At 70.6% G+C, this 24,206-nt stretch carries 26 protein-coding genes and 1 other RNA gene; 9 read left to right on the forward strand and 18 right to left on the reverse strand.

Features of this window, described 5'->3' with window-relative positions:
- Positions 1–11: 11 nt before the first annotated feature.
- From E4T13_RS11360 to E4T13_RS11370, 3 genes are all read right to left on the reverse strand, one after another.
- Entirely contained in the window at positions 12–326 is a 315-nt protein-coding gene (locus tag E4T13_RS11360) for a hypothetical protein (RefSeq protein ID WP_137178369.1), read from the reverse strand.
- Complete coding sequence (locus tag E4T13_RS11365; RefSeq protein WP_170984944.1) at positions 323–937, reverse strand: heme-binding protein; 615 nt, start codon at positions 935–937, stop codon at positions 323–325. Before E4T13_RS11365 ends, E4T13_RS11360 begins: the two co-directional genes overlap by 4 nt.
- An 86-nt stretch (positions 938–1,023) precedes the next feature.
- Entirely contained in the window at positions 1,024–1,647 is a 624-nt protein-coding gene (locus E4T13_RS11370; RefSeq protein ID WP_137178370.1) for an aspartate/glutamate racemase family protein, read from the reverse strand.
- 107 nt (positions 1,648–1,754) lie between these two features.
- Between E4T13_RS11370 and E4T13_RS11375 the strand changes: the two genes are divergently transcribed.
- Complete coding sequence (locus E4T13_RS11375; protein ID WP_206030146.1) at positions 1,755–2,588, forward strand: glutaminyl-peptide cyclotransferase; 834 nt, start codon at positions 1,755–1,757, stop codon at positions 2,586–2,588.
- A 90-nt stretch (positions 2,589–2,678) separates the two neighbouring features.
- Here the strand turns inward: E4T13_RS11375 and ilvC are convergent, their stop codons facing one another.
- The 5 genes from ilvC to miaA form a co-directional block, all read right to left on the reverse strand.
- Positions 2,679–3,695: a ketol-acid reductoisomerase gene (gene ilvC / locus E4T13_RS11380; RefSeq protein ID WP_137178371.1), complete on the reverse strand. Its 1,017-nt coding sequence runs from the start codon at positions 3,693–3,695 to the stop codon at positions 2,679–2,681.
- Between the two features lies 1 nt (position 3,696).
- Positions 3,697–4,806 carry a putative zinc-binding metallopeptidase gene (locus tag E4T13_RS11385; protein ID WP_137178372.1) on the reverse strand — a complete coding sequence of 370 codons (1,110 nt, stop codon included), beginning with the start codon at positions 4,804–4,806 and terminating at the stop codon, positions 3,697–3,699.
- Between the two features lie 52 nt (positions 4,807–4,858).
- A complete protein-coding gene (gene ilvN, locus E4T13_RS11390) occupies positions 4,859–5,383 on the reverse strand; it encodes an acetolactate synthase small subunit (protein ID WP_137178373.1) in 525 nt (174 codons plus the stop codon).
- Between the two features lie 177 nt (positions 5,384–5,560).
- The gene (locus tag E4T13_RS11395) at positions 5,561–7,363 is read right to left on the reverse strand and encodes an acetolactate synthase 3 large subunit (RefSeq protein ID WP_170984945.1); all 1,803 of its coding nucleotides are present in this window, start codon (positions 7,361–7,363) and stop codon (positions 5,561–5,563) included.
- Positions 7,364–7,462: 99 nt separating this feature from the next.
- Complete coding sequence (gene miaA, locus E4T13_RS11400) at positions 7,463–8,431, reverse strand: tRNA (adenosine(37)-N6)-dimethylallyltransferase MiaA (RefSeq protein ID WP_306768487.1); 969 nt, start codon at positions 8,429–8,431, stop codon at positions 7,463–7,465.
- Positions 8,432–8,451: 20 nt separating this feature from the next.
- Here miaA and serB point away from each other — a divergent pair, with 20 nt between their 5' ends.
- Positions 8,452–9,342 carry a phosphoserine phosphatase SerB gene (gene serB, locus E4T13_RS11405; protein ID WP_137178375.1) on the forward strand — a complete coding sequence of 297 codons (891 nt, stop codon included), beginning with the start codon at positions 8,452–8,454 and terminating at the stop codon, positions 9,340–9,342.
- Between the two features lie 38 nt (positions 9,343–9,380).
- Here serB and E4T13_RS11410 read toward each other — a convergent pair whose 3' ends face one another.
- The 4 genes from E4T13_RS11410 to hflK form a co-directional block, all read right to left on the reverse strand.
- A complete protein-coding gene (locus E4T13_RS11410; protein ID WP_306768488.1) occupies positions 9,381–10,913 on the reverse strand; it encodes a DegQ family serine endoprotease in 1,533 nt (510 codons plus the stop codon).
- Between the two features lie 168 nt (positions 10,914–11,081).
- Positions 11,082–11,276: a DUF2065 domain-containing protein gene (locus tag E4T13_RS11415; protein ID WP_137178377.1), complete on the reverse strand. Its 195-nt coding sequence runs from the start codon at positions 11,274–11,276 to the stop codon at positions 11,082–11,084.
- Positions 11,277–11,288: 12 nt separating this feature from the next.
- The gene (hflC, locus tag E4T13_RS11420; protein WP_137178378.1) at positions 11,289–12,284 is read right to left on the reverse strand and encodes a protease modulator HflC; all 996 of its coding nucleotides are present in this window, start codon (positions 12,282–12,284) and stop codon (positions 11,289–11,291) included.
- Positions 12,281–13,495 carry an FtsH protease activity modulator HflK gene (hflK, locus tag E4T13_RS11425; RefSeq protein ID WP_137178379.1) on the reverse strand — a complete coding sequence of 405 codons (1,215 nt, stop codon included), beginning with the start codon at positions 13,493–13,495 and terminating at the stop codon, positions 12,281–12,283. The genes hflC and hflK overlap by 4 nt, the downstream gene beginning before the upstream one ends.
- A gap of 235 nt (positions 13,496–13,730) precedes the next feature.
- Between hflK and E4T13_RS11430 the strand changes: the two genes are divergently transcribed.
- Complete coding sequence (locus E4T13_RS11430) at positions 13,731–14,837, forward strand: Mrp/NBP35 family ATP-binding protein (protein WP_137178380.1); 1,107 nt, start codon at positions 13,731–13,733, stop codon at positions 14,835–14,837.
- A 12-nt stretch (positions 14,838–14,849) separates the two neighbouring features.
- On the opposite strand, the gene E4T13_RS11435 is transcribed toward E4T13_RS11430, so the two are convergent.
- The 5 genes from E4T13_RS11435 to thyX form a co-directional block, all read right to left on the reverse strand.
- Positions 14,850–15,719 (reverse strand): CPBP family intramembrane glutamic endopeptidase, encoded by an 870-nt coding sequence (locus E4T13_RS11435; protein WP_137178381.1) that lies wholly within the window; start codon positions 15,717–15,719, stop codon positions 14,850–14,852.
- A gap of 79 nt (positions 15,720–15,798) precedes the next feature.
- Positions 15,799–16,680 carry a ribokinase gene (locus tag E4T13_RS11440; RefSeq protein ID WP_137178382.1) on the reverse strand — a complete coding sequence of 294 codons (882 nt, stop codon included), beginning with the start codon at positions 16,678–16,680 and terminating at the stop codon, positions 15,799–15,801.
- Positions 16,677–17,282 carry an HD domain-containing protein gene (locus tag E4T13_RS11445; protein ID WP_170984946.1) on the reverse strand — a complete coding sequence of 202 codons (606 nt, stop codon included), beginning with the start codon at positions 17,280–17,282 and terminating at the stop codon, positions 16,677–16,679. Before E4T13_RS11445 ends, E4T13_RS11440 begins: the two co-directional genes overlap by 4 nt.
- Positions 17,279–17,512, reverse strand: coding sequence for a hypothetical protein (locus E4T13_RS29865; protein WP_170984947.1), 234 nt, complete (start codon positions 17,510–17,512; stop codon positions 17,279–17,281). Before E4T13_RS29865 ends, E4T13_RS11445 begins: the two co-directional genes overlap by 4 nt.
- The gene (gene thyX / locus E4T13_RS11450) at positions 17,502–18,440 is read right to left on the reverse strand and encodes an FAD-dependent thymidylate synthase (RefSeq protein WP_137178384.1); all 939 of its coding nucleotides are present in this window, start codon (positions 18,438–18,440) and stop codon (positions 17,502–17,504) included. Before thyX ends, E4T13_RS29865 begins: the two co-directional genes overlap by 11 nt.
- Positions 18,441–18,477: 37 nt before the next feature.
- On the opposite strand from thyX, the gene ssrA reads away from it, so the two are divergent.
- From ssrA to E4T13_RS11470, 4 genes are all read left to right on the forward strand, one after another.
- Positions 18,478–18,805, forward strand: a transfer-messenger RNA (tmRNA) gene (ssrA, locus tag E4T13_RS11455).
- A 299-nt stretch (positions 18,806–19,104) separates the two neighbouring features.
- On the forward strand, positions 19,105–19,602 hold the full coding sequence (locus E4T13_RS11460; RefSeq protein WP_137178385.1) for an SspB family protein: 498 nt from the start codon (positions 19,105–19,107) through the stop codon (positions 19,600–19,602).
- Between the two features lie 75 nt (positions 19,603–19,677).
- Positions 19,678–21,351: a fumarate hydratase gene (locus E4T13_RS11465; protein ID WP_137178386.1), complete on the forward strand. Its 1,674-nt coding sequence runs from the start codon at positions 19,678–19,680 to the stop codon at positions 21,349–21,351.
- 5 nt (positions 21,352–21,356) lie between these two features.
- Entirely contained in the window at positions 21,357–21,608 is a 252-nt protein-coding gene (locus tag E4T13_RS11470) for a DUF1272 domain-containing protein (protein ID WP_137178387.1), read from the forward strand.
- A gap of 71 nt (positions 21,609–21,679) precedes the next feature.
- Here E4T13_RS11470 and E4T13_RS11475 read toward each other — a convergent pair whose 3' ends face one another.
- Complete coding sequence (locus E4T13_RS11475; protein WP_170984948.1) at positions 21,680–23,227, reverse strand: ABC transporter substrate-binding protein; 1,548 nt, start codon at positions 23,225–23,227, stop codon at positions 21,680–21,682.
- 97 nt (positions 23,228–23,324) lie between these two features.
- Between E4T13_RS11475 and E4T13_RS11480 the strand changes: the two genes are divergently transcribed.
- Positions 23,325–23,723, forward strand: coding sequence for a RidA family protein (locus E4T13_RS11480; RefSeq protein WP_137178389.1), 399 nt, complete (start codon positions 23,325–23,327; stop codon positions 23,721–23,723).
- A 2-nt stretch (positions 23,724–23,725) separates the two neighbouring features.
- On the forward strand, positions 23,726–24,142 hold the full coding sequence (locus E4T13_RS11485; protein ID WP_137178390.1) for a VOC family protein: 417 nt from the start codon (positions 23,726–23,728) through the stop codon (positions 24,140–24,142).
- Positions 24,143–24,206 lie beyond the last annotated feature (64 nt).

Genomic DNA, 24,206 nt, shown 5'->3' on the forward strand with positions numbered 1-24,206 from the left:
GTCTATCGCGCTCAGTCCCGGCAGATGAAGGGGACGAAGCTGCTGGCCGTGCCGGCATTCATCGCGGCGATGGTCATGGCGTCGGCGATCGCCAGTTCCTTCGGGGAGCGGGGGCAGACATCCCGTGTGCGGCAGCCGGAGGCCAGGAAGGCATCGTGGCGCGCGAGGAAGTCCTCGCCCAGCCCATCGCGGCCGAAACGCGCCAGCGCCTCCGACCAGGATTGCCCATAGCGCGCGCATTTCTCTTCCGCCCAGCCGCGGGTCTGCGCCTCGGCCTGGGAGGCGAGGCAGGCCAGCAGCGCGGCCGCGACGAAGGCCGTCCTCATGCCTTCGCGACCGGCACCGCCACTTCTGTCCGGCGCAGCGGCGGCGGCGTCCAGGGTGGGTCGTAGAACCAGGTGACCGGCTCGCCTTCCGCCACCCAGGCCGAGCCCTCCAGCGCGCGCAGCAGCCGCGCACGTTCCGCGGCGACCGCCTCCGGCGCGGTGGAGCCGGAGAAGCGCAGCACCGCCATCGTCGTCGCCGGCAGTTCGGCGATGCGGACGGCTGGATCGCGCGGCGCGGGCGGATCGCGCAGCGCCTTTGGTAGGAAGAAGCGGATGACGTACCCCTCCGGCGTGCCGGATTGCGCGACCGGCGCGGTCATGGCGATGCGCGTGCCCTCCTGCGCCACGGGTGCCGTCATGGCAATCCGCGCCTGCCCGGCATTGGCGCCGAAGATGTAGTCGGCGAGGCGGCGGAAACCCTCGTTGCGCGCCTGGCCTTCCTCGCCGGCGGCGTTGGTCTCGGCCACCAGGCGCGCGCCGTAGCGCCGGATCTCGGCCGCGGCGGCGCGGCCGACCACCTCGTATGCCGGCTCCTCACCCACGCGCAGGCCGACCAGGCCGGCGGCCGCATCCAGCGCCGTCGCCACGGCGTGCCTCACCTTGTCGAACATCGCGCCTCGCTGTCATCGATCATTCCGATCCTGCACAGCGCGCGGCGGACGCGGGCGGCTGCATCCGGTCGCACCCTTGTGCACGATCAGGCGGCGCCAAGCGCCGCGGCCAGGCCCACGGGCGGGCTGGCCAGCGGCTTCCTGCCCTTCGCCAGCGCGACGGCGCCGCTCATCGAGGCCTGGGCGAGCGCCACGCAGGCGGCGCCCGCCGCATAGGCAGCGTCGGAGGCCTCCGCGACAAGGCGGTGATAGGTGGCGGGATCGCCGGCACGGAAGGCAGCCCAGGCGCCAGGCACCAGGCGCACCTCGATCTCCGCGCCGTTCCGCGCGGCGGCTTCCGCGAAGATCTTTCGAGATGGCTCGATGGTGGTCTCGACGGCGCAGAGCACCACGACCTTGCCGCCCTGCTGCGTCGCCGTCTCGGCCAGCGCCGCGTCCACGCGCAGCACCGGGACGGGCGCGCGTGCCTTCGCGGCGCCGGGGCCGACGGTGGAACAGGTGAGCAGCACGGCATCCACGCCCGGCGTTGCCAGCGCCTCCAGCGCGCGGGCGGTGCGTTCGGCGATGGCGTCCGTCAGCCCGCCGGCGGCCTCGGCCCCCTGCAGCAGGTCCTCGCGCAGCGTGTGGGTCAGCGTCGCGCCGGGCGGGCAGGCCGCGTCGAACACCGCGACATTGCCGGCGGCGGTGTGCAGGCAGGCGATGGTCTTCATGGCGCTGTTCCTCCGCAGTGGCAGCTTCGTCACGCGCAGTGGCGCAGGGATGGTCCGGCCGCGCAAGGCCGGCGTACAATCGCCTTCGGAACGGATGTCGAGGAGCCATGATGCATCGCCGGACGCTCGCCGGGGCTGCCTTCCTGCCCCTGCTCGCCCGCCGGGCCGCCGCCGCTGCGCCCGTCGAGACGCCGCATGTCGAGGTGACGCGCGCCCGCGTGCTCGAACAGCGCGCGACGCCAGTCTTCGGCTACCGCGTGGTGCGGACCTATCCGCATGATGTCACCGCCTATACCGAGGGCCTCGTGCATGCGGATGGCATCATCTACGAAGGCACGGGCCTCTACGGGCAATCCCGGCTGCGCGCCTGGGAGCTCGAGACCGGGCGCGTGCTGCGCGAGGCGGCGCTCGACGCGCGCTATTTCGGCGAGGGCGTGGCGCTGCTGGATGGCCGGCTCTATCAGCTCAGCTACCTCGCCAATACCGGCTGGATCTACGACGCCGCAACCTTCGCGCGCGAAGGCCAGTTCCGCTACCTGTCGCAGGGCTGGGGCCTGACGACGGATGGCACAGCGCTGATCATGAGCGACGGGTCCTCGGCCATCCAGTTCCTCGATCCCGCCACCATGGCCCCGCGGCGCTGGGTGTTCGCAACGGACAGCGTCGGTCCGGTGGGCTTCCTGAACGAGCTGGAATACGCCGATGGAACTCTCTACGCGAATGTCTGGCAGACCGACTTCATCGCGATGATCGATCCGGCGGATGGACGGATCACGGGGTGGATCGACCTGACGGGCCTCAACCCCGATCCAGCACGGCTGGTCTATCCGCTGGTGCTGAACGGCATCGCCTGGCGACGGGAGACGGGTAACCTCCTCGTCACCGGCAAGTGCTGGCCGCATCTGTGGGAGATCGCGCTGGAGCGGCGCGCGGCGGGATAGGGGCGTATGCGCCCCCTCCCGGCCTCCCCCGCATTGCGGGGGAGGAGAAGAAACGGCCCTCCCCCGCGAAGGGGGAAGGGAGCAAGGCGATCAGTTCTTCGCCTTGTCCACCAGCTGGTTCTTCTTGATCCACGGCATCATGCCGCGGAGCTTCTCGCCGATCTCCTCGATCGGGTGCTCGGCCAGGCGGCGGCGCGTGGCCTTGAAGCTGGCCTGGTTGACCTTGTTCTCCAGCATCCAGTCGCGCGCGAAGCGGCCGGACTGGATGTCCTCCAGAACCTTCTTCATTTCGGCCTTGGTCTCGGCGGTGATGATCCGCGGACCCGTCACGTATTCGCCGTACTCGGCCGTGTTGGAGATGGAGTAGTTCATGTTGGCGATGCCGCCCTCATAGATCAGGTCGACGATCAGCTTCACCTCGTGCAGGCACTCGAAATAGGCCATCTCCGGCGCGTAGCCGGCCTCGACCAGCGTCTCGAAGCCCGCCTTGATCAGCTCCACCAGGCCGCCGCAGAGCACGACCTGCTCACCGAACAGGTCGGTCTCGCACTCCTCCTTGAAGGTCGTCTCGATGATGCCGGAACGGCCGCCGCCAACGGCAGAGGCGTACGACAGCGCAATCTCAAGCGCATTGCCCGACGGGTTCTGGTGCACCGCCACCAGGCAGGGCACGCCGCCGCCCTTCTGATATTCGCCGCGCACCGTGTGGCCGGGGCCCTTCGGCGCGATCATGAACACGTCGATGTCGGGGCGCGGCTCGATCAGGTTGAAATGCACGTTGAGGCCGTGCGCGAAGGCGATCGCCGAGCCGGGCTTCAGGTTGTCGTGCAGCTTGTCGCGATACAGGTCGCCCTGCAGCTCGTCCGGCGTCAGCACCATCGTGACGTCGGCCCACTTCGCGGCCTCGTCCGGCGTCATAACCTTGAAGCCGGCGGCTTCCGCCTTCTTCCAGGACCCGCCGGGGCGCAGGCCGATAACCACGTCCTTCACGCCGGAATCGCGCATGTTCTGCGCATGGGCATGGCCCTGGCTGCCGAAGCCGATGACCGCGACCTTCTTGGCCTTGATCAGGTTCACATCCGCATCGCGGTCATAATAGACGCGCATCTCAGTTCCTCTTCGTTGTCGTCCGGCCGCCCTCGCGTGCCGTCCGGGTTGAGCCTTGTTCCAGAACCAGGCCGTGGATGTAGCGCAGCTTTCCGATCACCGCATCCGACATGACGAACGGATAGAGGTCCGGGGTGCCCATGCAGCGGTTCATGCCGTTCATGGCGATGGTCACGGGCATCCAGGCATCCACGATCCGGGCGTAGTCCTTCTGGGCGTAGGGATCGAAGCGGATGCGGGCGGTGAGCTCGCCGGTGGAATCCAGCCGCGGGCGGACATCCAGCCCGAAGGCGGCGGCCATCTCCAGGCTGTCCTGGATGTGCATGTAGTGGGCCCAGGTCTCGGCCCAGTCCTCCCACGGATGGGCGGCGGCGTAGGAGGAGATGAACAGGCCGCGCCAGCTTTCATCGGCGCCCTTGGCATAGTGGGCCTGCAGCGCCTGCCCGTAGTCGGGGCGCTCGTCGCCGAACACGGCGCGGCATTCCTCCAGCCTTCCGGCGTCGCGCACCAGCAGGTTCCAGTAGTAGTGCCCGACCTCGTGCCGGAAATGTCCCAGCAGGGTACGGTACGGCTCGCCCATCGCGGCGCGCCGCTTCTCGCGCTCGGAATCGTCGGCCTCGGCCAGCGCCAGCGTGATCAGGCCTTCGTTGTGGCCGGTCATCACCCGCGGTGCCTCGGCATCATCGGGGTCGGCGAGCACGTCGAAGACCAGCCCGCCTTCCTCGGCGCCTTCCGGGCGCAACGGGTGCGGGAGCTTCATGCGGTCCAGCGTGTAGATCAGCCGGTGGAGCGCGAACTGCACGCGGCGCCACAGCAGCTGGTTCGCGGAATTGGACAGGTCCGGCACGAAGCGATTATGCGCGCATGCGGCGCAGTATTCCGCCGCACTCTCCGCGGGGATCATCCAGTTGCAGGCGTCGTATTGCGCGTTGGTGCAGCGCCGATGCGGGCGCCGCTCGTCGCCCAGCGCCAGAAGCTGCCCCCCTTCCTCCACCAGCGCGGAGAGAGTCGCGCGCTCCGGCAGGTAGCCGAGCGGCGCGCCGCAGGATTCGCAGCGCGTGTTCTCGAAATGCAGCAGGTTGCCGCAGATCTCGCAGGCGAAGAGCTTCATCGTGGCGGTTCCGGGAGTTGCGCAGGCGCAACCACCCGGAGGCCCCGGAGTTTCATCGGGCAAGTGTCCGCCCGCCCCGCGCGATGGCCACCGCGCCCGTGCGGCTCACCTCCGCCAAGCCGATGGGCTGCATCAGCGCGCAGAAGGCGTCGATCTTGTCGGCGTTGCCCGTCATCTCGAAGACGAAGCTCTCGGTGGTGGCGTCCACCACGCGGGCGCGGAACGCATCCGCCAGGCGCAGCGCCTCCACCCGGTCGTCGCCCGTGCCGATCACCTTGATCAGCGCGAGCTCCCGAACGAGGTGCGGCCCTTCCAGCGTGAGGTCGGAGACCTTGTGCACCGGCACCAGCCGGTCGAGCTGCGCCTTGATCTGCTCGATCACCATCTCCGTGCCGGTGGTGACGATGGTGATGCGGGAGAGGCGCCGCTCCGCGTCCACGGAGGCGACAGTCAGGCTTTCGATGTTGTAGCCGCGGCCGGAAAACAGGCCGACGACGCGGGCCAGGATGCCCGGCTCGTTCTCCACCAGCACCGCGATCGTCGCGGCGCGCAGGGCGTTTTCGTTGGGATCAGGCATCTTTTTTGGTTCCGAGGAGCAGGCCCTCTCCACCCGCAGGGGGGAGAGGGATGGGTGAGGGGGGCGAGCCGGTTGGCGGCGATGTTCGGATCCTGCACGTCCCCCTCACCCAACCCTCTCCCCCATCAGGAGGAGAGGGCTAACGTGCGAGTGGGGGGCGCGAGAGCCGTCGGGTCGCTAGACCAATACCTTGCCCTCGTCCGTCACCAGCGCCGCGTTGCCCTCCTGGTCCGGGCCCAGGATCATCTCGTTATGCGCCGCGCCCGAGGGGATCATCGGGAAGCAGTTTTCCTTCTGGTCCACCGCGATGTCCGCGATCACCGGCTTGTCCACCGCGATCATCTCCCGGATCACGCGATCCAGGTCGTCCGCGCTCGTGGCGCGCAGGCCGACGGCGTGGAAGCTCTCGGCCAGCTTGACGAAATCGGGCAGCGCCGCGGAGTAGCTTTCGGAATAGCGCCCGCCATGCAGCAGTTCCTGCCACTGGCGCACCATGCCCATGTACTCGTTGTTCAGGATGAACACCTTCACCGGCAGGCGGTACTGCGCCAGCGTGCCCATCTCCTGGATGTTCATCAGGATGGACGCCTCGCCGGCGATGTCGATGACCAGCGCATCCGGGTGCGCGATCTGCACGCCCATCGCCGCCGGCAGGCCGTAGCCCATGGTGCCGAGCCCGCCCGAGGTCATCCAGCGGTTCGGCTTCTCGAAGCCGAAATACTGCGCCGCCCACATCTGGTGCTGGCCGACCTCGGTCGTGATGAAGGTCTCGCGGCCGAGCTCGCGCGTGATCTCATACAGCCGCTTCACCGCATGCTGCGGCTTGATGATGCTGCCCTTCTGCGTGTAGCGCAGGCAGTCCTTGGCGCGCCAACCGTCGATCTGACGCCACCAGCCCGCCAGCGCCTCCTTGTCCGGCTGGGTCGCGTCGTCCTTCCAGGCGGCAATCAGCGCGGCCAGCACGCGGCCGGCATCGCCGACGATCGGCACCTCCACCTTGACGTTCTTGTTGATGGAGGACGGGTCGATGTCGGCGTGGATCTTCTTCGAATCCGGCGAGAAGTGGCTCAGCTTGCCGGTCACGCGGTCGTCGAAGCGTGCGCCGATGTTCAGCATGACGTCACAGCCATGCATCGCGAGGTTCGCTTCGTAGGTCCCGTGCATGCCCAGCATGCCCAGGAACATCGGGTCGCTCGCCGGGAAGGCGCCGAGGCCCATCAGCGTGTTCGTGCAGGGGAAGCCTGTCATGTGCACGAACTGGCGCAGCAGCTCCGAGGCATGCGGGCCGGCATTGATCACGCCGCCGCCGCTGTAGATCACCGGCCGCTTCGCCGCCTTCAGCAGCGCCACTGCCTTGCGGATCTGGCCCATGTCGGGCTCGGTCTGCGGGCGATAGGAGCGGTGCGGCTGATCCTCGGGCGGCGCTTCGGTGTAGGGCGCCTTGTTGATCAGGATGTCCTTCGGCAGGTCGATCACCACCGGGCCGGGCCGGCCGGTGCGCGCCACGCGGAAGGCCTCATGCACCACGCGGGCGAGGTCGCTGCTCTTCTTGACGAGGTAGTTGTGCTTCGTCGCCGGGCGCGTGATGCCGGTGGTGTCGGCTTCCTGGAAGGCGTCGTTGCCGATCAGATGCGTCGGCACCTGGCCCGTCAGGCAGACCACGGGGATGCTGTCCATCAGCGCGTCCACCAGGCCCGTCACGGCGTTGGTCGCGCCGGGGCCGGAGGTCACCAGCACGCAGCCCACCTTGCCGGTGGAGCGGGCATAGCCTTCGGCGGCATGCACCGCCGCCTGCTCGTGGCGCACCAGGATGTGGCGGATGGCGTTCTGCTGGAAGATCGCGTCGTAGATCGGCAACACCGCGCCGCCGGGATAGCCGAAGATGACCTCTACGCCCTGCTCCTTCAGCGCGCGGAGGACGACCTCGGCGCCCGACATGGTCAGGGCGGCGGGGTCGGCGTGCTGGGTGGCGGCGGACATTGTCGTGCGTGCTTTCCTGCGCTGGGCGCGCTCTGCCAAGGGCCCGGCAGGGCCTGTCCCGGCCGGGGGCGGCACCCATACGCGCCATGCCGCAGTGCGTCAATCGCGCTTTTCAACGAAAGCTGCGAAATTTTCTAACAAACTTTCTGATTCTTGCGTATAACTTCCCCATCTCGATTGAAAGAAACTCATCCGGGTCGGCGGCGCCAGAGCGTGGTGGCGAAACCAAGTTGCCTGGCGCTTGGTGTATTGCCCCGTGTTGAGGATGGCGCGGGCCGAGGCCGCCTCCAGCGTCATCGTCCCGCGCAGATGCGCCAGAAGCTCCGGCACGCCATGCGCGCGCATCGCCGGCAGCGCGGGGTCCAGGTTCTGCTCCGCCAAGGCGCGCACTTCCGCCAATGCGCCGCCGGTCAGCATCGCCGCCCAGCGCGCCGCGATGGCCGCGCGCAGCGCGCCGCGCGGCGGGTCCAGCACGACCGCGGCAAAGCGCCAGGGCGCCGGGCCGGTGCCGCCCTGCCGCTGCCAGGCGCGGAGGCCGCGGCCGGTGCCGATCGCCACCTCGAAGGCGCGGGCCAGCCGCTGGCTATCGCTCGGGCGAAGCAGCGCGGCGGTTTCCGGGTCGCGCTCCACGAGGCGCGCATGCAGCGCGGCCGGTCCCTCCTCCGCCAGCAGACGCCTTGCCTCCGCACGCGCCTCGGCGGGTATCGGCGGGATGTCGGACAGGCCCTCGGTCAGCGCGGCGAAGTAGAGCCCTGTGCCGCCGCAGAGGATCGGCACGCGGCCCGCCGCATGCGCTGCTTCCATCGCCGCGAGCGCCTCGCCGCGCCACCACGCCGCGGTGCCCGCCTCCGCCGCCGGACGCACGCCGTAGAGCGCATGCGGCGCGCGCGCCAAATCGGCGTCGCCCGGCCGCGCGGTGATCACGCGCAGCTCGCGATAGACCTGCATGGAATCCGCGTTGATCACCGCGCCGCCCAACCGCTCCGCCAGTTCGATCGCCAGCGCGCTCTTGCCCGAGGCGGTGGGGCCGGCGACCAGGATCGCCGCGGGTTGCGCCGTGCCGGTCACGATGGCACAGGGCGCGCGCCATGCCGCACACCCTGACCCTGATCGCCCCGCTGGGCGCGCTCGATGCCGCCCTGCTGGGAAAGGCGCGCGCCGCGCTCGATGCGCTGGGCGGCGCGCCCGGCACGCCGGACTGGCTCTCGGAGAACGAGGCCGCCGACATCCCCTTCACCGGCTCCCCGGAGCAGGCGGTGGCGGCGGTGCAGGCGGCCTTGGGCGGCGCGCCGGTGGACGCCATCGCGCAGCCCCGCGAGGGGCGGCGCAAGGGCCTGCTCGTCGCCGACATGGACAGCACCATCGTCACCACCGAGACGCTGGACGAGATCGCCGCCTTCGCCGGGCTGAAGGAGAAGATCGCCGCCATCACCGCGCGCGCGATGAATGGGGAGCTCGATTTCCGCGAAGCGCTGGTCGCGCGCGTCGCCATGCTGGAAGGGCTGGATGTCTCGGCGCTGGAGGCCACCTGGGAGCAGACGCCGATCATGCCGGGGGCGCAGGCGCTGGTCGCGACGATGCGCGCGCATGGCGCGATGTGCTGCCTGGCCTCGGGCGGCTTCACCTTCTTCACCGGGCGCGTGGCGGAGAAACTCGGATTCCATGAGCACGTATCGAACACGCTCATCGTGCAGGACGGCAAGCTCACCGGGCGCGTGGCGGAGCCGATCTTCGGCCGCGACGGCAAGCTGGCGACGCTGACGTGCCTGGCCAGCGCGAACGGGCTGCCGATGGAGGCGACGCTGGCCGTGGGCGACGGCGCAAACGACCTCGACATGATCCAGGCGGCGGGGCTCGGCGTCGCGTATCGCGCGAAGCCCGCCGTCGCCGCGGCGTCGCGGGCGAGGGTGGACCATGGCGACCTGACGGCGCTGCTGTTCGCGCAGGGCTACCGGCGGAGCGAGTTCGCCGGAGGGTGAAGGCGAGCCGGGAGGGGCGCCGCCCCTCCCGTCTCACCTCACCCCGGCTGACCCCGCTGCGGCGCGTTGAGCCGCAGCGGGACCCAGCGCTGGCCCTGGGCGCTCTCGATCAGCAGCAGGGCCGTCGCGCGGTTCTGGCGGCGCAGGCGTTCCAGGCGCTCCTGCACTTCCTGCGGCGTCGTCACGCGCTCCTGCTGAACCTCCACAATCACGTCGCCGGGGCGCAGCTCGCGCTCCGCCGCGGTACTGCCGGGCGCGACCTCGGTGATCACCACGCCGCGGCTTTCGGCCCGCAGGCTGAAGCGCTCACGCAGTTCCGGCGTGATCGGCGCGATCTGCAACCCGAGCCCGGTCAGCTCGGTCTGTTGCTGGCGCTGCTGCTGCTGCGGGTTCACCGCTGCCTGCTGCTGCTCCGAGGGCAATTCCGCCACCGTCACCTCGACGGTCTGCTCGCGGCCGTCGCGCCACACCACGACCGGCACGCGCGAGCCGACGGCCGTCTCCGCCACGATGCGCGGCAGGTTGCGCATCTCCCGCACTTCCTGCCCGTTGAAGCGCAGGATCACATCGCCGGCCTGGATGCCGCCCTTGGCCGCCGGCCCGTCGTCCTGCGCCCGCGCCACAAGCGCGCCGCGTGCTTGGTTGCCGAGGCCGAGGCTCTCCGCGATCTCGTCCGTCACCTGCTGGATGTTCACGCCGAGCCAGCCACGCCGCACCCGCCCGTCGTCGCGCAGCTGCGCGACGATGTTCTTTGCCAGGTTCGACGGGATCGAGAAGCCGATGCCGATCGAGCCGCCGGAGGGCGAGTAGATGGCGGTGTTGATGCCGACGACCTCGCCGTTCAGGTTGAACAGCGGCCCGCCCGAATTGCCGCGGTTGATTGCCGCGTCGGTCTGGATGAAGTCGTCATACAGGCCCTGGCGGATATCGCGGCCGCGCGCAGATACGATGCCCGCCGTCACCGAACCGCCGAGGCCGAAGGGGTTGCCGATCGCCACCACCCAGTCGCCGACCTTGGCGCTGTCGCTGTCGCCGAAGGGCACGGAGGGTAGCGGCGCGCTGTGACGCACGCGCAGAACCGCCAGGTCGGTGCGCGGATCGGCGCCGAGCAGCTCGGCGCGGATCGTGGTGTTGTCCTGCAGCACGACGTTGATCTCGTCGGCGCCCTCGATGACGTGGTTGTTGGTCACCACGATGCCGGAGGGATCGATGATGAAGCCGGAGCCAAGCGACTGCCCGCGGCGGGTCGGCGGCTGCGGGCGGCCGGGCTGGCCGGGGGCCTGGGGGCGGTTGCGCTCGAGGAAGTCGCGGAAGAACTCCTCGAAGGGGCTGCCCGGCGGCGCCTGCGGTACTTCCGGCGCGTCGCGGCCGGCGCGCGCCTGGGCCGAGGCCTGGGTGGTCTGGATGTTCACCACGGCTGGCAGCAGGCGCTGCGCCAAGGGCGCAAAGGAGGAGGGCGCGCCGGGCGGCGGCACCTGCGGCGTGATCTGCTGCGCGGTCACCGCCGAGGGCGGCGCGACCGCGAAAGGCAGGGCCAGCACGGCCGCGAGAGCGAAAGGAGCAAGACGCACGGGCAAAGACCTTCCCTTGCTGGGGTCAGCGGAACGGCCCCGAGGCGGGGGCGGTTCGCCGTTACATTGGCACGGAGTTGGCATGACGAAAGCCTCGCAAGATGTGACGGCCTGTCACGAAGCGCCACGAAAACGCAGCGCCGCCCCTGATCCCGGGCGGCAGCGGGGTCACGCCCGCGTCAAGAGCCATGCGAGCGCCACGCCGATGAACGCGGCCGCCAGGCCGGCGCTGCGCAGCCGCCATTCAGGCTGCGCCGCCAGAGCCGAGAGCGCCTTGCGCATGCCGCCCGGCGCGATCGCGTAGAGCAGGCCCTCGACCGCCAGCACGACGCCGAGGCCGGCCAGGACCTGCTCGATCCGCACCCGGCGCCGGCCTCAGTTCGAGGCGGCGCCGGCGGGTGCGGCGGGCGCCGCGCTTGCCGCGGGCGGCGCGTTCGCCGGCTGGGCCGCCGCCGGCGCCTGGGCGGCCGGGGAAGAGGCCGCGCCCGATGTGCCGGAGGCCGCGCCCGACTGCATGCCCTGTCGGAAAAAGCGGAAGAACTCGCCGTCCGGAGCCAGCAGCAGGCGCGTGTCGCCCTGGCTGAAGGCTTCGCGATACGCCTGCATGCTGCGCCAGAACTGGAAGAAATTCGGGTCGCGCTGGAAGGCATCGGCGAAGATACGGATCGCCTCCTGCTCGCCCTGGCCGCGCAGGATATCGGATTGCGCAGTCGCCTCGGCGAGCAGCACCGTCCGCTCGCGGTCGGCACCCGCACGCACGCGCGCGGCCACCTCGGCACCCTCGGCGCGGGCTTCCCGCGCGACGCGCTCGCGCTCGGACTGCATCCGGCTCAGGATCGCCTGGGTGTTCTCCTCCGGCAGGTCCGTCCGGCGGATGCGCACATCCGTCACCTGGATGCCGAAGCGGCGCGCCTCCTCGTTCACCTGGCGCTGGATGGTGTCCATGATCCGCGCCCGGTCTGTGGAGAGCACCGACAGCAGCGGCTCGTTGCCGAGCACGCGGCGCAGCGAGGAGGTGACGATGGAGTTCAGCCGCGCGCGGATGCCGGCCTCCGTCGCGCCGACGGTCTGGAAGAACACCAGCGGGTCGGTGATGCGGTAGCGGGTGAAGCTGTCCACGATCAGCCGGCGCTGGTCGCCGAGGATCACCTCCTCGCCCGGCGCGTCGAAATCCAGCAGGCGGCGGTCGAAGGAGATCACCGACTGGATGAAGGGAATCTTCGCATGCAGGCCGGGCTCGGTGATCACGCGAATCGGCTGGCCGAACTGCGTGATGAGCACCTGCTGGGTCTGCTGCACGGTGAACAGGGTGGAGGCGACGACCACCAGTGCGACGACCGCGGCGGCAGCGGCGATGAGAGCGCGGTTCATCGGGGCACTCCCTGCGTGCGGCCAGACACGGCCGCGCCGGTCCCGGGCTGGAAGGTGGGCGCAGCGCCCGGCTGCGGGCGCAGCACCTGCGGCGCGGCGGCGGCCGGACTGCGCACGGGGTCGGAGAGGTTGAGGAAGGGCACGATGCCCTGCAGACCGCTGTCCACCACCACCGTCGGATTACGGCGCAGGATCTCCTCCATCGTCTCGATATACATGCGCCGCGTCGTCACGTCCTGCGCCTGCTCATAGGCGCTGAGCACGCTGATGAAGCGCTGCGCCTCGCCGCGGGCGCGGGCGACCTGGCTTTCCTTCACGCCCTCGGCCTCCTGCACGAGGCGTTCGGCCTCGCCTCGGGCGCGGGGGATGATGTCGTTGCGGTAGCTCTCGGCCTCGTTGCGCAGGCGCTCGCGGTCCGCATTGGCGCGCTGCACGTCGCGGAAAGCGTCCACCACCTGGGACGGCGGGTCCACCTTCTGCAACTGGACCTGGGCGATCTCGATGCCAGCGCCGTACTGGTCCATGATCGCCTGCGTGCCGGCGCGGACCTGCTGCTCGATCTGCGCGCGCGCCTCGGTCAGCGCGGGCTGGATCGGCGTGCGGCCGATCACCTCGCGCATCACGCTCTCGGCGGCGGACTTCACCGTCTGCTCGGGGTTGCGCGTGTTGAACAGGAACTGCTCGACATCGCGGATGCGCCAGAACACGGCGAAGTCGATGTCAATGATGTTCTCGTCGCCGGTGAGCATCATGCTCTCTTCCAGCGCGTCGCGGGTCGGCACGACGCGCCCGCCCGTGGTGCCCTCGGCGGGCCCGCGGAAGCCGATGTCCACGCGGTTGATGCGCGTCACGCGCGGGGTGGTCACGCTCTCCACCGGCCAGGGGATGTGGTAGTTCAGGCCGGGCGGCGCGGTGCGGTCGAAGGCGCCGAAGCGCAGCACCACGCCCTGCTCGTCGGGGTCCACCCGGTAGAATCCCGAAGCCGCCCAGAGCGCCACGAGGACCAGGCCGATCAGGGCGATGCCCTTGCCGCCGGTGCCGCGGGGCAGCCAGCGGCGTACCGTGTCCTGGGCCTGGCGGATCACGTCGTCGAGGTCGGGTCCGCGGCCGCCGGGGCCCCCGCCGCCCGAAGGCGGCTGCGGCGCGCCCCAAGGTCCCCCCGGCCTGGGATTGCCCCAGGGGCTGGGTCCGCCGCTGTTGTTCCACGCCATCGGGCTACTCGACCTCCTTGCTCCCGGCTGTTCTTGCCGCAATGCGGTCCCCTCGCACAGGGAGGGGTGCAGGCTTCGCGCCGCTGGGCCATATGGGCACCGGCAGGCCGCAACGGCATCGCGCGCCCCCTGGGCCGGAGCGCACCAGCGTCTCGGGCCCCGGCACCGCGCGCGGCCGGGCTCGCGACCGGCGCGACGAGGCCGATATCGAGGCTTTCGGAGGGATTTTCAAGCGATGGGCGAAACGCTGGAGGGGGCGATCCGGTCGGCGCTGCGATCCGTGCGCGACCCGGCGAGCGGGCGCGACGTTGTCGAGGCCGGGATGATCGAGGGCCTGACGGTGCGCGACGGCATGGCGCAGCTTGCACTGCAGGTGCCACGGGAACGCGCCCGCGATTCGGAGCCGCTGCGCGCTGCCGCCGAGCGCGCGGTGGCGGGGGTGAAGGGGGTGATCTCCGCCACCGTGGTGCTGACCGCACATCGCACGGCGCCGCCGCAACCGGCGCCGGAGGCACCGAAGCCCCAGCGCGGCGCCGGGCCGATGCTGCTGCCGGAGGTCGGCGCCATCATCGCCGTCGCCTCGGGCAAGGGCGGCGTCGGGAAGTCCACCACCGCGGTCAACCTGGCGGTGGCGCTGGCTTCCCAGGGCCTCAAGGTCGGGCTGCTGGATGCCGACATCTACGGCCCCTCCCTGCCGCAGATGCTCGGCACGCGGGAGCGGCCGCGGGCGGAGGGCCAGCAGATCATCCCGCTGCAGCGCTGGGGGCTGAAGGCAATGTCCATCGGTTTCCTGGTAGAGCAGGAGACGCCGATGGTCTGGCGCGGCCCGATGGTGATGGGCGCGCTGGAGCAGCTGATGGGCCAGGTCGCCTGGGGCTCCCTGGACGTGATGGTGGTGGACATGCCGCCAGGGACGGGCGATGCACAGCTCACCATGAGCCAGCGCGTGCCGCTGGCCGGCGCGGTGATCGTCTCCACGCCGCAGGACGTGGCGCTGATCGATGCGCGGCGCGGGGTGCGCATGTTCGAGAAGGTGGGCGTGCCGGTGCTCGGGCTCATCGAGAACATGAGCTTCTACTGCTGCCCGAACTGCGGCCATCGGGCGGAGCTGTTCGGCCATGGCGGCGCGCGCGCCGAGGCAGAAAGGCTGGGCGTGGAATTCCTGGGCGAGCTGCCGCTGAAGCTTGCCATCCGCGAGCTGGCCGATGCCGGCACGCCGATCGTCGCCGCGCGGCCGGAAACCGAGGAGGCGCAGGCCTACCAGCGCATCGCAACGCGGCTGCGGGAGAAGCTGGCCGAGCGCGCCGGCGGCGGCGCCGGGCCGAAGATCGTGGTGGAGTAGCGCGCCGGCCGGTCAGGCCGTCCGCCGCCAGGCGGGCGGCCTGACGCGGCCGCGCCGGATGGCCAGCGCCAGCAGGACCAGGCCGGTTGCGGTGCAGAACACGAGGGCCACCAGCGAGGATTCCAGCCCGAAGCTGCCGCCCGTCAGCGCGGCGGGCCCTTCGATGGTGGCCCGGATCAGCCCCGGATCGGTGTCGCCGCCCGACACGATGCCGGAGAAGATCGCCGACTGCGTGTAGTTCCAGGACATGTGGAAGCCGATGCTGAGCCAGAGGCGGCGGGTCAGCATGTAGGCGGCGGCGAGCAGCAGCCCGGCCTCGATGCTGATGAAGAGCGCGCCCATCACCGTGCCCGCCGGGTTGAGAAGGTGAACGAAGCCGAAGACGAGGGACGAGACCACCAGCGCAACCCAGCTGCCGCAGACATCCTCCACCGAACGGTAGATCACGCCGCGGAACAGCAGTTCCTCGAAGATGCCGGAGCTCAGCGCCATCGCCAGCGCCGGCAGGAGGAAGGTCCAGGGGTTCAGCCCCTCGATCCGGTAGATGCCGAGGATGACCAGCACGAGGACGCAGGCGGCGTAGAGCCCCGCCCCGATCGCTATGCCGAGCCCGAGTTCCCGGCCCATACCCGGCAGGGACAACTCCGCCACGCCTCGCCGTTCGACGAGGCGGGCGAAGCCGACATAGACGGCCACCGCGGCAGCCGCCATGCCCACCACCCCCGCGGCCGCGGCGAGCGGCCGGCCGGACAGGGCCAGCATCACGTCGTTGCTCATCACAAGCATGACGAAGAGGGCGGCGCCGAGCACGACCAGGCGGATCAGCGGCATGGTCAGAATGCGCCGCCCGAAGGCCGGCATGCGCTGCGTCGTTGCTGTCATGCGATCGATCCCGGCCTGCGTCGCCGGGATGGTAGAATGCGACGGCGGAACGACCAAGTCGGGTCCTGCCGCCCTGAGCCTATCCCAGCAGCGCGTCCGTTTCCGATGCGGTCGGCATTGCGCTCGCCGCGCCGGGCCGCGTGCAGGCGAGCGAAGCGGCGGCGCTGGCGCGGCGCATCGCCTGCTGCATCGTCAGGCCTCGGTCCAGCCCGGCGCAGAGCACGCCGCAGAAGCAGTCGCCCGCACCTGTCGTGTCCACCGGGGTCACGGGAAAGGCCGGCACGCCGAAGGTCGTGGTGCCGTGGAAGAAGGCCGCGCCGCGCTCGCCGAGCGTGACCAGCAGCGCGGTGCCGAGCGCCGCGGCAAGCAGGCCGTGATCGGGCGCGCGCAGGCGGTGCAGCAGCACTTCCGCCTCGTGCTCGTTGACCACGAGCACATCCAGCGCGCGCAGCGCGTCCAGCGGCAATGCGCCGGGCGGGGCGAGGTTCAGCACCACCCGCGCCCCGCGCGCCTTGGCGCGATGGATCAGCGCGGCGACCTCGGCGGCCGGCACCTCCATCTGCAGCAGGACCACGACGTCCGGATGCAGTGCGGCGTTTTCGACCTGCGCGGCGCGCGCGGTCTCGTTCGCACCGGGGGCGACGGCGATCTGGTTGCGTCCGGCGGGGTCCACGCAGATAGCCGCGCAGCCGGTGGGTTGGTCCACCACGGCGAGGCGGGAAAGATCCACGCCGGCCTCGCGCAATGCCGCGGTCGCGACCTCGGCGAAGGCGTCGCGGCCGACGCAGCCGGCGAACTGCACCGCGGCGCCATCGCGGGCGGCGGCGACCGCCTGGTTCGCGCCCTTGCCGCCGGGGAAGCTGCGCACGCCTTCGCCCAGCACGGTCGCGCCGGGTGCCGGAAGCTGCGGCACGGCAAAGACCAGGTCCGCATTGGCGCTGCCGAAGACCAGGACCGTCATGGCGCTTGCTCCGCGAACATCCCGCCCTGCCGCGCGCGCTCGTAGAGCGTCGCGATCAGCGCCTCGAAGACCGGCGCGACCTTCCGGGCGGGGTCCATGCGCTTCGTGGTCTGCGCCTCGCTGACGCCCTCGGCGCGCCAATGGCCGGTGCCGATCACGCCCTGCAGGAAACCCTGGGCGCGATCGCAGGCCATGGCAAAGCGGGCGGCGGCGGTCTCGCCTTCCTCGAATTCCTCCCACAGCGCGCGCATGCGGGTGCCGAGATCGGGCGGCAGGCGGCCGAAGACCACATCGGCCGCGGCGCGCTCGCGTGCGGCCTGGGTCAGGATGTGTGCCTCGTCATAGGCGAAGGTGTCACCGGCCTCGACCTCCACCAGGTCATGGGCGGCGATCATCGCCAGGACATGGCCGAGATCGGGCGGGTCGGGGACCTCGCCGTGCAGCAGCAGCGCGACGAGGGCGACGTTCCAGCAATGCTCGGCCGAGTTTTCTTGCCGCGCGGCGCCGTCCGGGCTGACGGTGCGGCCGCGCCGCTCGACATGCTTGAGGCGGTCGGCCAGCGCCAGGAAATCGATCACGGCGGCGATGCGATAGGGGCTCATGCGGCGGTCCATCGGCCCACGAGGAAGCCGATCAGCGCCGCAAGGCCGAGCAGCGCGACAACCTCGCCGAACAGCGCATGCGCCAGCGGCAGGCCGATGGTCACGATGGCCACCAGCAGCGCGATCTTCCACCAGCGGCCGAGCCATGCCGGCGCGCGCGCCTTGGCGGCGGCGCGCCGCGTGCCCTGGCCGCCGCGCGGGCGCGGCTTGGCGGAGGCGCTACTCGCCACGCCCCAGCGCGTCCATCAGCTCGCGCCATTCGCGCTTGGACAGGCCCGAGCCCTCCTGCGCCACCCGCTCGCCGGCGACCATGCGCCGAACGATCGCCAACATCTGCGCCGAGAAGGTGACGGCGCCGAGCCGGTAGTCGCGGAAGGCGGCGGCGGCCATCGGCACCCAGGCCTCGACGCTGGTCATCATCGCTTCCGCATAGGCGCGGATCTCGTATTGCGCATGGGCGTCGGCGCGCAGCGAGAGGAAGTGGAACAGGTTGTGCAGGTCCGTCTTCCAGTACCACTGCGTATAGGCGTTGAGCGTCAGGTTCATCCGCGCCAGCTCGCGCGCCAGGCCATGGCGGGACGGATCGAGCGGGCTGCCCTGGTCGTCCTCGTTCAGCATCTCGAGGTAGTGGTCGTAGTTGCGGGTGGCGTCCTCACGCAGCAGGTCGAGCACGCGGGCGGCCTCCGGCCCGTCCAGCACGGCGCCGCGGCCCTGGCGGTTGATGGCGGATTGCGCGGCGAGGTGTTCCGGCGCGGGGATGTAGAACTCGCGGTCCAGGATCGAGTAGCGGGCGCTGTACTCGTTCACGTTGGCGGTGCGATGCCGGATCCACTGCCGCGCGACGAAGATCGGCAGCTTCACGTGGTATTTGATCTCGCACATCTCGAACGGCGTGGAGTGGCGGTGGCGCATGAGGTAGCGGATCAGCCCGCGGTCCTCGTTCGCGGCGCGGGTGCCGCGACCGTAGGAGACGCGGGCCGCCTGCACGATGGCGGAATCGTCGCCCATGTAGTCCACCACCCGGACGAAGCCGTGGTCCAGCACGGGCGTGGCCTGGAACAGCAGCGACTCCAGCGCGGGCACGGTCGGGCGGCGGGTCGCGGCGGTGGCGCCGCGCGCGGCCTCGATCTCCTGCTGCTGCTCGGCGGTCAGCGCCATGCCCGGTCCCCCTGGAAGCGGGACTTCCTACCGGATACCCCTCGATTCCGGTAGCGGGACCGCCTATATGCTTCCGTGCCGGCTTGCCGGCTATGGCGATAAACACGACTCGGCATAAGCGTTGCGGACCCGGGGGCAGTGCCCGGCGCCTCCACCATCCTTCCCCGGCTTGTCGGCCGGTTCTGGCAAGGGGGCGAAACAGGCTCGACGCGCGTGGTAAAGGGGTCGCTTTTGCCCGGCATTGTACCGCCGTTATCGGGCTAAAATCCAAGTGCGAACGACAACAGCCGCGAGGCTGTCGCACTCGCTGCCTAACACTAGGTAAGCGCGGTCCGGGGGGCACCGGGCAACAGAAGCCCCCCACTTTCCTTCCGCTGCGCGGAAGGAAAGTGGGTGTTTGGGTGCCCTCAGGCGCCGGGCGGCCGCATCCGCGGCCTTGGCTCGCCGGACTGCCGGCGGGCCGCATTCGCGGCCTCGGCGCGCATCGCGCGCCGCCGGTTTGCGATGCCCTCAGGCGCCGGGCGGCCGCATCCGCGGCCTTGGCTCGCCGGACTGCCGGCGGGCCGCATTCGCGGCCTCGGCGCGCGACGCGCCGCCTTCGCATGGGCCGCCCCTTTTCGCGACATGCCGTGGCGCCTATGGTTGCGGGACCAGGGATGCCTTCATGAGCGACGACGCACGCCCCGCACCGAGCCTGATCCCGTACGAGCGCTGGACCGACGACGCGCTGCGGGAAGTGGTGGCGCGCGCCCTGGAACTCGCCGCCACCGAGGGCCTGCCCGGGGAACACCACTACTACCTGACGTTCCGCACCGATCACCCGCAGGTGAAGCTGCCCGGCCACCTCAAGGCCCGCTATCCGCAGGAGATGACCATCGTCTTGCAGCACCAGTACGAGGCGCTGACGGTGGACCGCGAGGCCAACCTGTTCAGCGTGCGGCTGTATTTCGGCGGCGTGCCCGCGACCCTCGTGGTCCCCTTCCCCGCCCTGACCGGCTTCGCCGACCCCGCCGTGCGCTACGGCCTGCGCTTCCAGCCCACCATGGAGGCCGCCGCCGAACCTTCTGCCGAGGACGAGGCGGAGGAGCCGAAGGCCGCCCCGGAAGAACCGGCCCAGGTCGTCAGTCTGGACGCCTTCCGCCGCCGCCCGGCGCGCGAATAGCCCCGCCGATTGGCGGGCGCGCCCGCCTGGGCTAGGACCGCGGGCGGAAGGCCGCTGCCTGCGGAGTAAGACCCCATGACCGCACCGCTCGACATCGACAGCCCCGTGACCGCGCCCACGCGGCCCTCCGGGTTCCGCTACAGCCCGATGTTCCCGCTCGCGAAAGACCCGACACCCTATCGCAAGCTCGACATCGGCGGCGTCTCGACCGTGCAGTGCGACGGGAAGACCATCCTGAAGATCAAGCCGGAGGCGCTGGAACAGCTCGCCTTCGCCGCCTGCCGCGATGTCTCCCACCTGCTGCGCCCCGGGCACCTGCAGCAGCTCGCCAACATCCTGAAGGACCCGGAGGCCAGCGAGAACGACCGCTTCGTCGCCCTCGACCTGCTGAAGAACGCCAACATCGCCGCCGGCGGTGTGCTGCCGATGTGCCAGGACACCGGCACCGCCATCATCTCCGGCAAGAAGGGGCAGCGCGTCTGGGTCGAGGGCAACGAGGAGGAGGCGCTGAGCTTCGGCGTCCACCGCACATACACCGAGACCAACCTGCGCTATTCCCAGATGGCGCCGCTGACGATGTGGGAGGAGAAGAACACCGGCAACAACCTGCCGGTGGAATTCCAGATCCTGGCGGACCCGGACGAGCACCACGCCGAAGAGCTGCACCTGATGTTCGTGCTGAAGGGCGGCGGCTCGGCCAACAAGACCTTCCTGTACCAGCAGACCCGCGCCGTGCTGTCGCGCGAGAAGCTGCTGGCCTTCCTTGAGGACAAGATCAAGTCGCTCGGCACCTCCGCCTGCCCGCCCTATCACCTGGCGATCGTGATCGGCGGCACCTCGGCGGAGATGACGCTGAAGACCGTGAAGCTCGCCTCCACCCGCTATCTCGACCAGCTGCCGACCGAGGGCAGCATGGCCGGCCATGCCTTCCGCGACACCGAGTTCGAGAAGGCGGTGCACAAGCTGACGCAGAACCTCGGCATCGGCGCGCAGTTCGGCGGCAAGTATTTCTGTCACGACGTGCGGGTGATCCGGCTGCCCCGGCACGGTGCGTCGCTGCCGATCGGGATCGGGGTGTCCTGCAGCGCGGACCGCCAGGTGCGGGCGAAGATCACGCCCGAAGGCGTGTTCCTGGAGCAGCTCGAGCGCGAGCCGGCGCACTACCTGCCGGAAGCGACCGAGGAGGCGCTGGGCGGCGACGTCGTGAAGATCGACCTGACGCGGCCGATGAGCGAGATCCGCGCGGAATTGTCGAAGCACCCCGTCAAGACCCGCGTCTCCCTGACCGGCCCGATGGTGGTCGCGCGCGACATCGCCCACGCCAAGCTGCAGGAGCGGCTGGATCGCGGCGAGGGCCTGCCCGACTACCTCAGGAACCACCCCGTCTACTACGCCGGCCCCGCCAAGACGCCGGAGGGCTACGCGACGGGCAGCTTCGGCCCGACCACCGCGGGCCGGATGGACAGCTATGTCGAGGCGTTCCAGGCCGCCGGCGGCAGCTTCGTGATGCTGGCCAAGGGCAACCGCAGCAAGGCGGTGCGCGAGGCCTGCCGGAAATACGGCGGCTTCTATCTCGGCAGCGTCGGTGGCCCGGCGGCGCGGCTGGCGCAGGACTGCATCCGCAAGGTCGAGGTGCTGGAATACCCCGAGCTCGGCATGGAGGCGGTCTGGCGCATCGAGGTCGAGGATTTCCCCGCGTTCATCGTGGTGGACGACAAGGGAAACGACTTCTACGAGGGGATCGAGTAGGCGCCATGCTGGAGCTTCGGCCGAACTGCGAATGCTGCGGCCGCGACCTGCCGCCGGCGTCGCGCGACGCGCTGATCTGCTCCTTCGAATGCACCTGGTGCCGCGACTGCGCGGCGACGCGCCTGCCCGGCGGCGTCTGCCCGAATTGCGGCGGTGAGCTGGTGGCACGGCCGATCCGGCCGGCGGCGAAGCTGGAGAAGTTTCCGGCAGGCACGGCGCGGAAGCGATCCTCGCTGCCGGCCTGCACAGGCGCCTGAGGCTCGCTCGAGCCTCGAAGCCCCCCGCGGCCCCGACCCTCTCCCCCCTGAAGGGGGAGAGGGAGACGCAGTCAGCGCGGCCGGATCTCGATGGCCTGCACTTCCTCATCGGCCCGCGCGCGGAAGGTCAGGTTGGCCGTGCCGGCATTCACCGAGCGCAGCACGCCCACGCCGATGAGCAGCGCATCGTCCGATGCCGTGCGCACGAGGTTCGCAAGCTGCGCGGCGCGCTCGGTGTCGTCGAGCGTGCTGCGCGCCCGCTGGATCAGCGCGTCCATCTCCGGCGTGCCGGCGCCGGTGAAGTTCAGCGCGCCGAGGCCGGGCACGATGCGCGGGCGGTGGAGCTGCGAGCCGATCAGGTACGAGGTCTCGCCGGTCAGCGATCCGAACACGGTGACGAAGACGCCGTAGTCCCGCCGGTTGCGCCGGGGCAGGAAGGTGGCCTGGGGCACCACCTCCACCGTCGTGCGGATGCCGATGCGCGTCCAGGCCGCGGCGATCGCCTGGCAGATGCGCGGCGTCCGGTTCGGCGAGCAGAACAGGTTCACCCCGAAGCCCTGGCCCCAGCCGGCCTCGTTCAGCAGCGCCCGCGCCGCATCCAGGTTGGCCGCCGGCACCGGCCGGTCGGCGATCGCGCCGAAGATGAAGGGCGGCACCGGCTGGTCGGTGGGATCGGCGAAGCCCTCCATGATGGTCCGCGCGATGCCTTCCCGGTTCAGCGCCAGCGACATCGCCCGGCGCACGCGAACATCCTTCATCGGGTTGCGACCGCCGGCGTCGATGCCGGGTGCGTCGTCGCGCTCGACATCGGGGTAGATGTTCACCGCGTAGATCGAGGGGCCCGCGAACAGCGTGAAGCGCCGGTCGCTGTTGATGCGCGCGGTGTCCTGCAGGGGCACGTTGTTGATGAAGTCCACGTCGCCCGCCAGCAGCGCGCCCACCCGCGCCGCGTCGTTGGCGATGGGCGTGAAGCTCACCGTCTCCCACTGCACGTTGCCGCCCCACCAGTTCTCGTTGCGGCGCACGACCAGCGGGTCGTTGGTCTGCCAGCTTCCCAGCCGGAACGGCCCGGTGCCGATCACCGCGCGGCCCGAGTTGAACTCCGGATTGCCGAGCGCGGCGACCGAGCGCGGCACGATGAAGATCTGCGTCAGGTTCGTGGGCAGGATCGGCGTGGGTCCGCTGGTGCGGATGCGGAAGGTGAGGTCGTCCACCACCTCCACCCCGGTCACGCCGGCCAGGTAGATCGTGTAGGGGTTCGGGTTGCCGGGCACGTTGGGCACGCGCTGGAAGCTGGCGGCGACGTCGGCCGAGGTGAGCGGGCTGCCGTCGTGGAACTTCACGCCGGGCCTCAGCTTGAACTCCCAGGTCGTGTCGTCCACGACGCGCCAGGATTCCGCCAGCCCGGGCTTCAGCGCCATGCTCGCGTCGCGCGCCACCAGCGTGTCATAGATGTTCCGCAGCGCCCCGGTATTGGCCAGGTTCAGCAGCCAGTGCGGATCGAGCGTGCTCGGCGGCGCCTGCATGCCGATGCGCAGCGTCTGCGCGGCCGCCGGCAGACCGGCCAGGAGGGACAGCCCGAGGGCTAGTCCGGTGGCGAGGCGGGTCGCTTGGCGCATGGCAGGGCATCCTTCCGGTGGTGTGCGGGAAGTCTGGCAGCTTGGGCGCCCGCCGCCCACCCTTCCGGCGGGGCGACGCCTGCGATATGGCATCCGCATGCCGCGCCAGCACATCTCATCCGGCAGCCGTTTCGAGGACGAGATCGGCTATTCCCGCGCCGTGGTCCAGGATGGCTGGGTCTTCGTCTCCGGCACCACCGGCTACGACTACGCCGCCATGTCCATCGCGCCGGATGTGGTGGCGCAATGCGAGCAGGCCTTCCGCAACATCGAGGCGGCGCTGCGCCAGGCCGGCGCGGGCATGGAGGACATTGTCCGCGTGACCTTCATCGTGCCGGACCGCGCGGATTGGCAGCCCTGCTGGCCGGTGGTGAAGCGCTGGCTCGGCGCGGCGCGCCCGGCGGCGACGCTGCTGCACGCCGGTCTGCAGACGCCGGAGATGCGGATCGAGATCGAGGTGACGGCGCGGCAGCGCCAGGCCGAAGGGAAAAGCTGAGCATGCGCTTCGCCGTGGACCGCCTGGACCACCTGGTGATCACCTGCCGCGACGTGGAGATCAGCGCCGGCTGGTATCAGCGCGTGCTGGGCATGGAGCGGGAGGAATTCGGCACCGGCGAACGCCGCACCGCGCTGCGTTTCGGCGGCCAGAAGATCAACCTGCGCCCGCAGACCGCGACTCAGGAAGCCTGGTTCACAGGTGCTTCCGGCGGCATCCCTGGCACGCAGGACCTCTGCTTCGTCGTCACCGTCCTGCCGGAGCAGGTGGTGGAGCATCTGCAGGGCTGCGGGGTGACGGTGGAACTCGGCCCGGTGGCGAAGCAGGGGGCGCTGGGGCCGATCCGCTCGGTCTATTGCCGCGACCCCGACGGCAACCTGATCGAGATCGCAAGCTACGGAGACGCGCTCCCCGGCTGAGCACCTCGCGGGGCGCGACAATTTAAGAAAATCTCGACATAGCAGCGTCCGGCCTGGGCAGACT

This window comes from Roseomonas sp. AR75 (genome assembly GCF_005222815.1).
In the GTDB taxonomy this organism is placed as follows: Bacteria; Pseudomonadota; Alphaproteobacteria; order Acetobacterales; family Acetobacteraceae; genus Falsiroseomonas.

Excerpts from the sequence above, each read along its gene's own strand:
- E4T13_RS11440 (WP_137178382.1), bottom strand. The coding sequence starts at position 16,680 with ATGACGGTCCTGGTCTTCGGCAGCGCCAATGCGGACCTGGTCTTTGCC.
- E4T13_RS11460 (WP_137178385.1), top strand. The coding sequence starts at position 19,105 with ATGAGCGACGACGCACGCCCCGCACCGAGCCTGATCCCGTACGAGCGC.
- E4T13_RS11445 (WP_170984946.1), bottom strand. The coding sequence starts at position 17,282 with ATGAGCCCCTATCGCATCGCCGCCGTGATCGATTTCCTGGCGCTGGCC.
- E4T13_RS11475 (WP_170984948.1), bottom strand. The coding sequence starts at position 23,227 with ATGCGCCAAGCGACCCGCCTCGCCACCGGACTAGCCCTCGGGCTGTCC.
- hflC (WP_137178378.1), bottom strand. The coding sequence starts at position 12,284 with ATGAACCGCGCTCTCATCGCCGCTGCCGCCGCGGTCGTCGCACTGGTG.
- E4T13_RS11480 (WP_137178389.1), top strand. The coding sequence starts at position 23,325 with ATGCCGCGCCAGCACATCTCATCCGGCAGCCGTTTCGAGGACGAGATC.
- E4T13_RS11465 (WP_137178386.1), top strand. The coding sequence starts at position 19,678 with ATGACCGCACCGCTCGACATCGACAGCCCCGTGACCGCGCCCACGCGG.
- thyX (WP_137178384.1), bottom strand. The coding sequence starts at position 18,440 with ATGGCGCTGACCGCCGAGCAGCAGCAGGAGATCGAGGCCGCGCGCGGC.
- E4T13_RS11360 (WP_137178369.1), bottom strand. The coding sequence starts at position 326 with ATGAGGACGGCCTTCGTCGCGGCCGCGCTGCTGGCCTGCCTCGCCTCC.
- E4T13_RS11485 (WP_137178390.1), top strand. The coding sequence starts at position 23,726 with ATGCGCTTCGCCGTGGACCGCCTGGACCACCTGGTGATCACCTGCCGC.
- E4T13_RS11430 (WP_137178380.1), top strand. The coding sequence starts at position 13,731 with ATGGGCGAAACGCTGGAGGGGGCGATCCGGTCGGCGCTGCGATCCGTG.
- E4T13_RS11435 (WP_137178381.1), bottom strand. The coding sequence starts at position 15,719 with ATGACAGCAACGACGCAGCGCATGCCGGCCTTCGGGCGGCGCATTCTG.
- E4T13_RS11470 (WP_137178387.1), top strand. The coding sequence starts at position 21,357 with ATGCTGGAGCTTCGGCCGAACTGCGAATGCTGCGGCCGCGACCTGCCG.
- E4T13_RS11375 (WP_206030146.1), top strand. The coding sequence starts at position 1,755 with ATGATGCATCGCCGGACGCTCGCCGGGGCTGCCTTCCTGCCCCTGCTC.
- E4T13_RS11395 (WP_170984945.1), bottom strand. The coding sequence starts at position 7,363 with ATGTCCGCCGCCACCCAGCACGCCGACCCCGCCGCCCTGACCATGTCG.
- E4T13_RS11370 (WP_137178370.1), bottom strand. The coding sequence starts at position 1,647 with ATGAAGACCATCGCCTGCCTGCACACCGCCGCCGGCAATGTCGCGGTG.
- ilvC (WP_137178371.1), bottom strand. The coding sequence starts at position 3,695 with ATGCGCGTCTATTATGACCGCGATGCGGATGTGAACCTGATCAAGGCC.
- E4T13_RS11365 (WP_170984944.1), bottom strand. The coding sequence starts at position 937 with ATGTTCGACAAGGTGAGGCACGCCGTGGCGACGGCGCTGGATGCGGCC.
- serB (WP_137178375.1), top strand. The coding sequence starts at position 8,452 with ATGCCGCACACCCTGACCCTGATCGCCCCGCTGGGCGCGCTCGATGCC.
- ilvN (WP_137178373.1), bottom strand. The coding sequence starts at position 5,383 with ATGCCTGATCCCAACGAAAACGCCCTGCGCGCCGCGACGATCGCGGTG.
- hflK (WP_137178379.1), bottom strand. The coding sequence starts at position 13,495 with ATGGCGTGGAACAACAGCGGCGGACCCAGCCCCTGGGGCAATCCCAGG.
- E4T13_RS11385 (WP_137178372.1), bottom strand. The coding sequence starts at position 4,806 with ATGAAGCTCTTCGCCTGCGAGATCTGCGGCAACCTGCTGCATTTCGAG.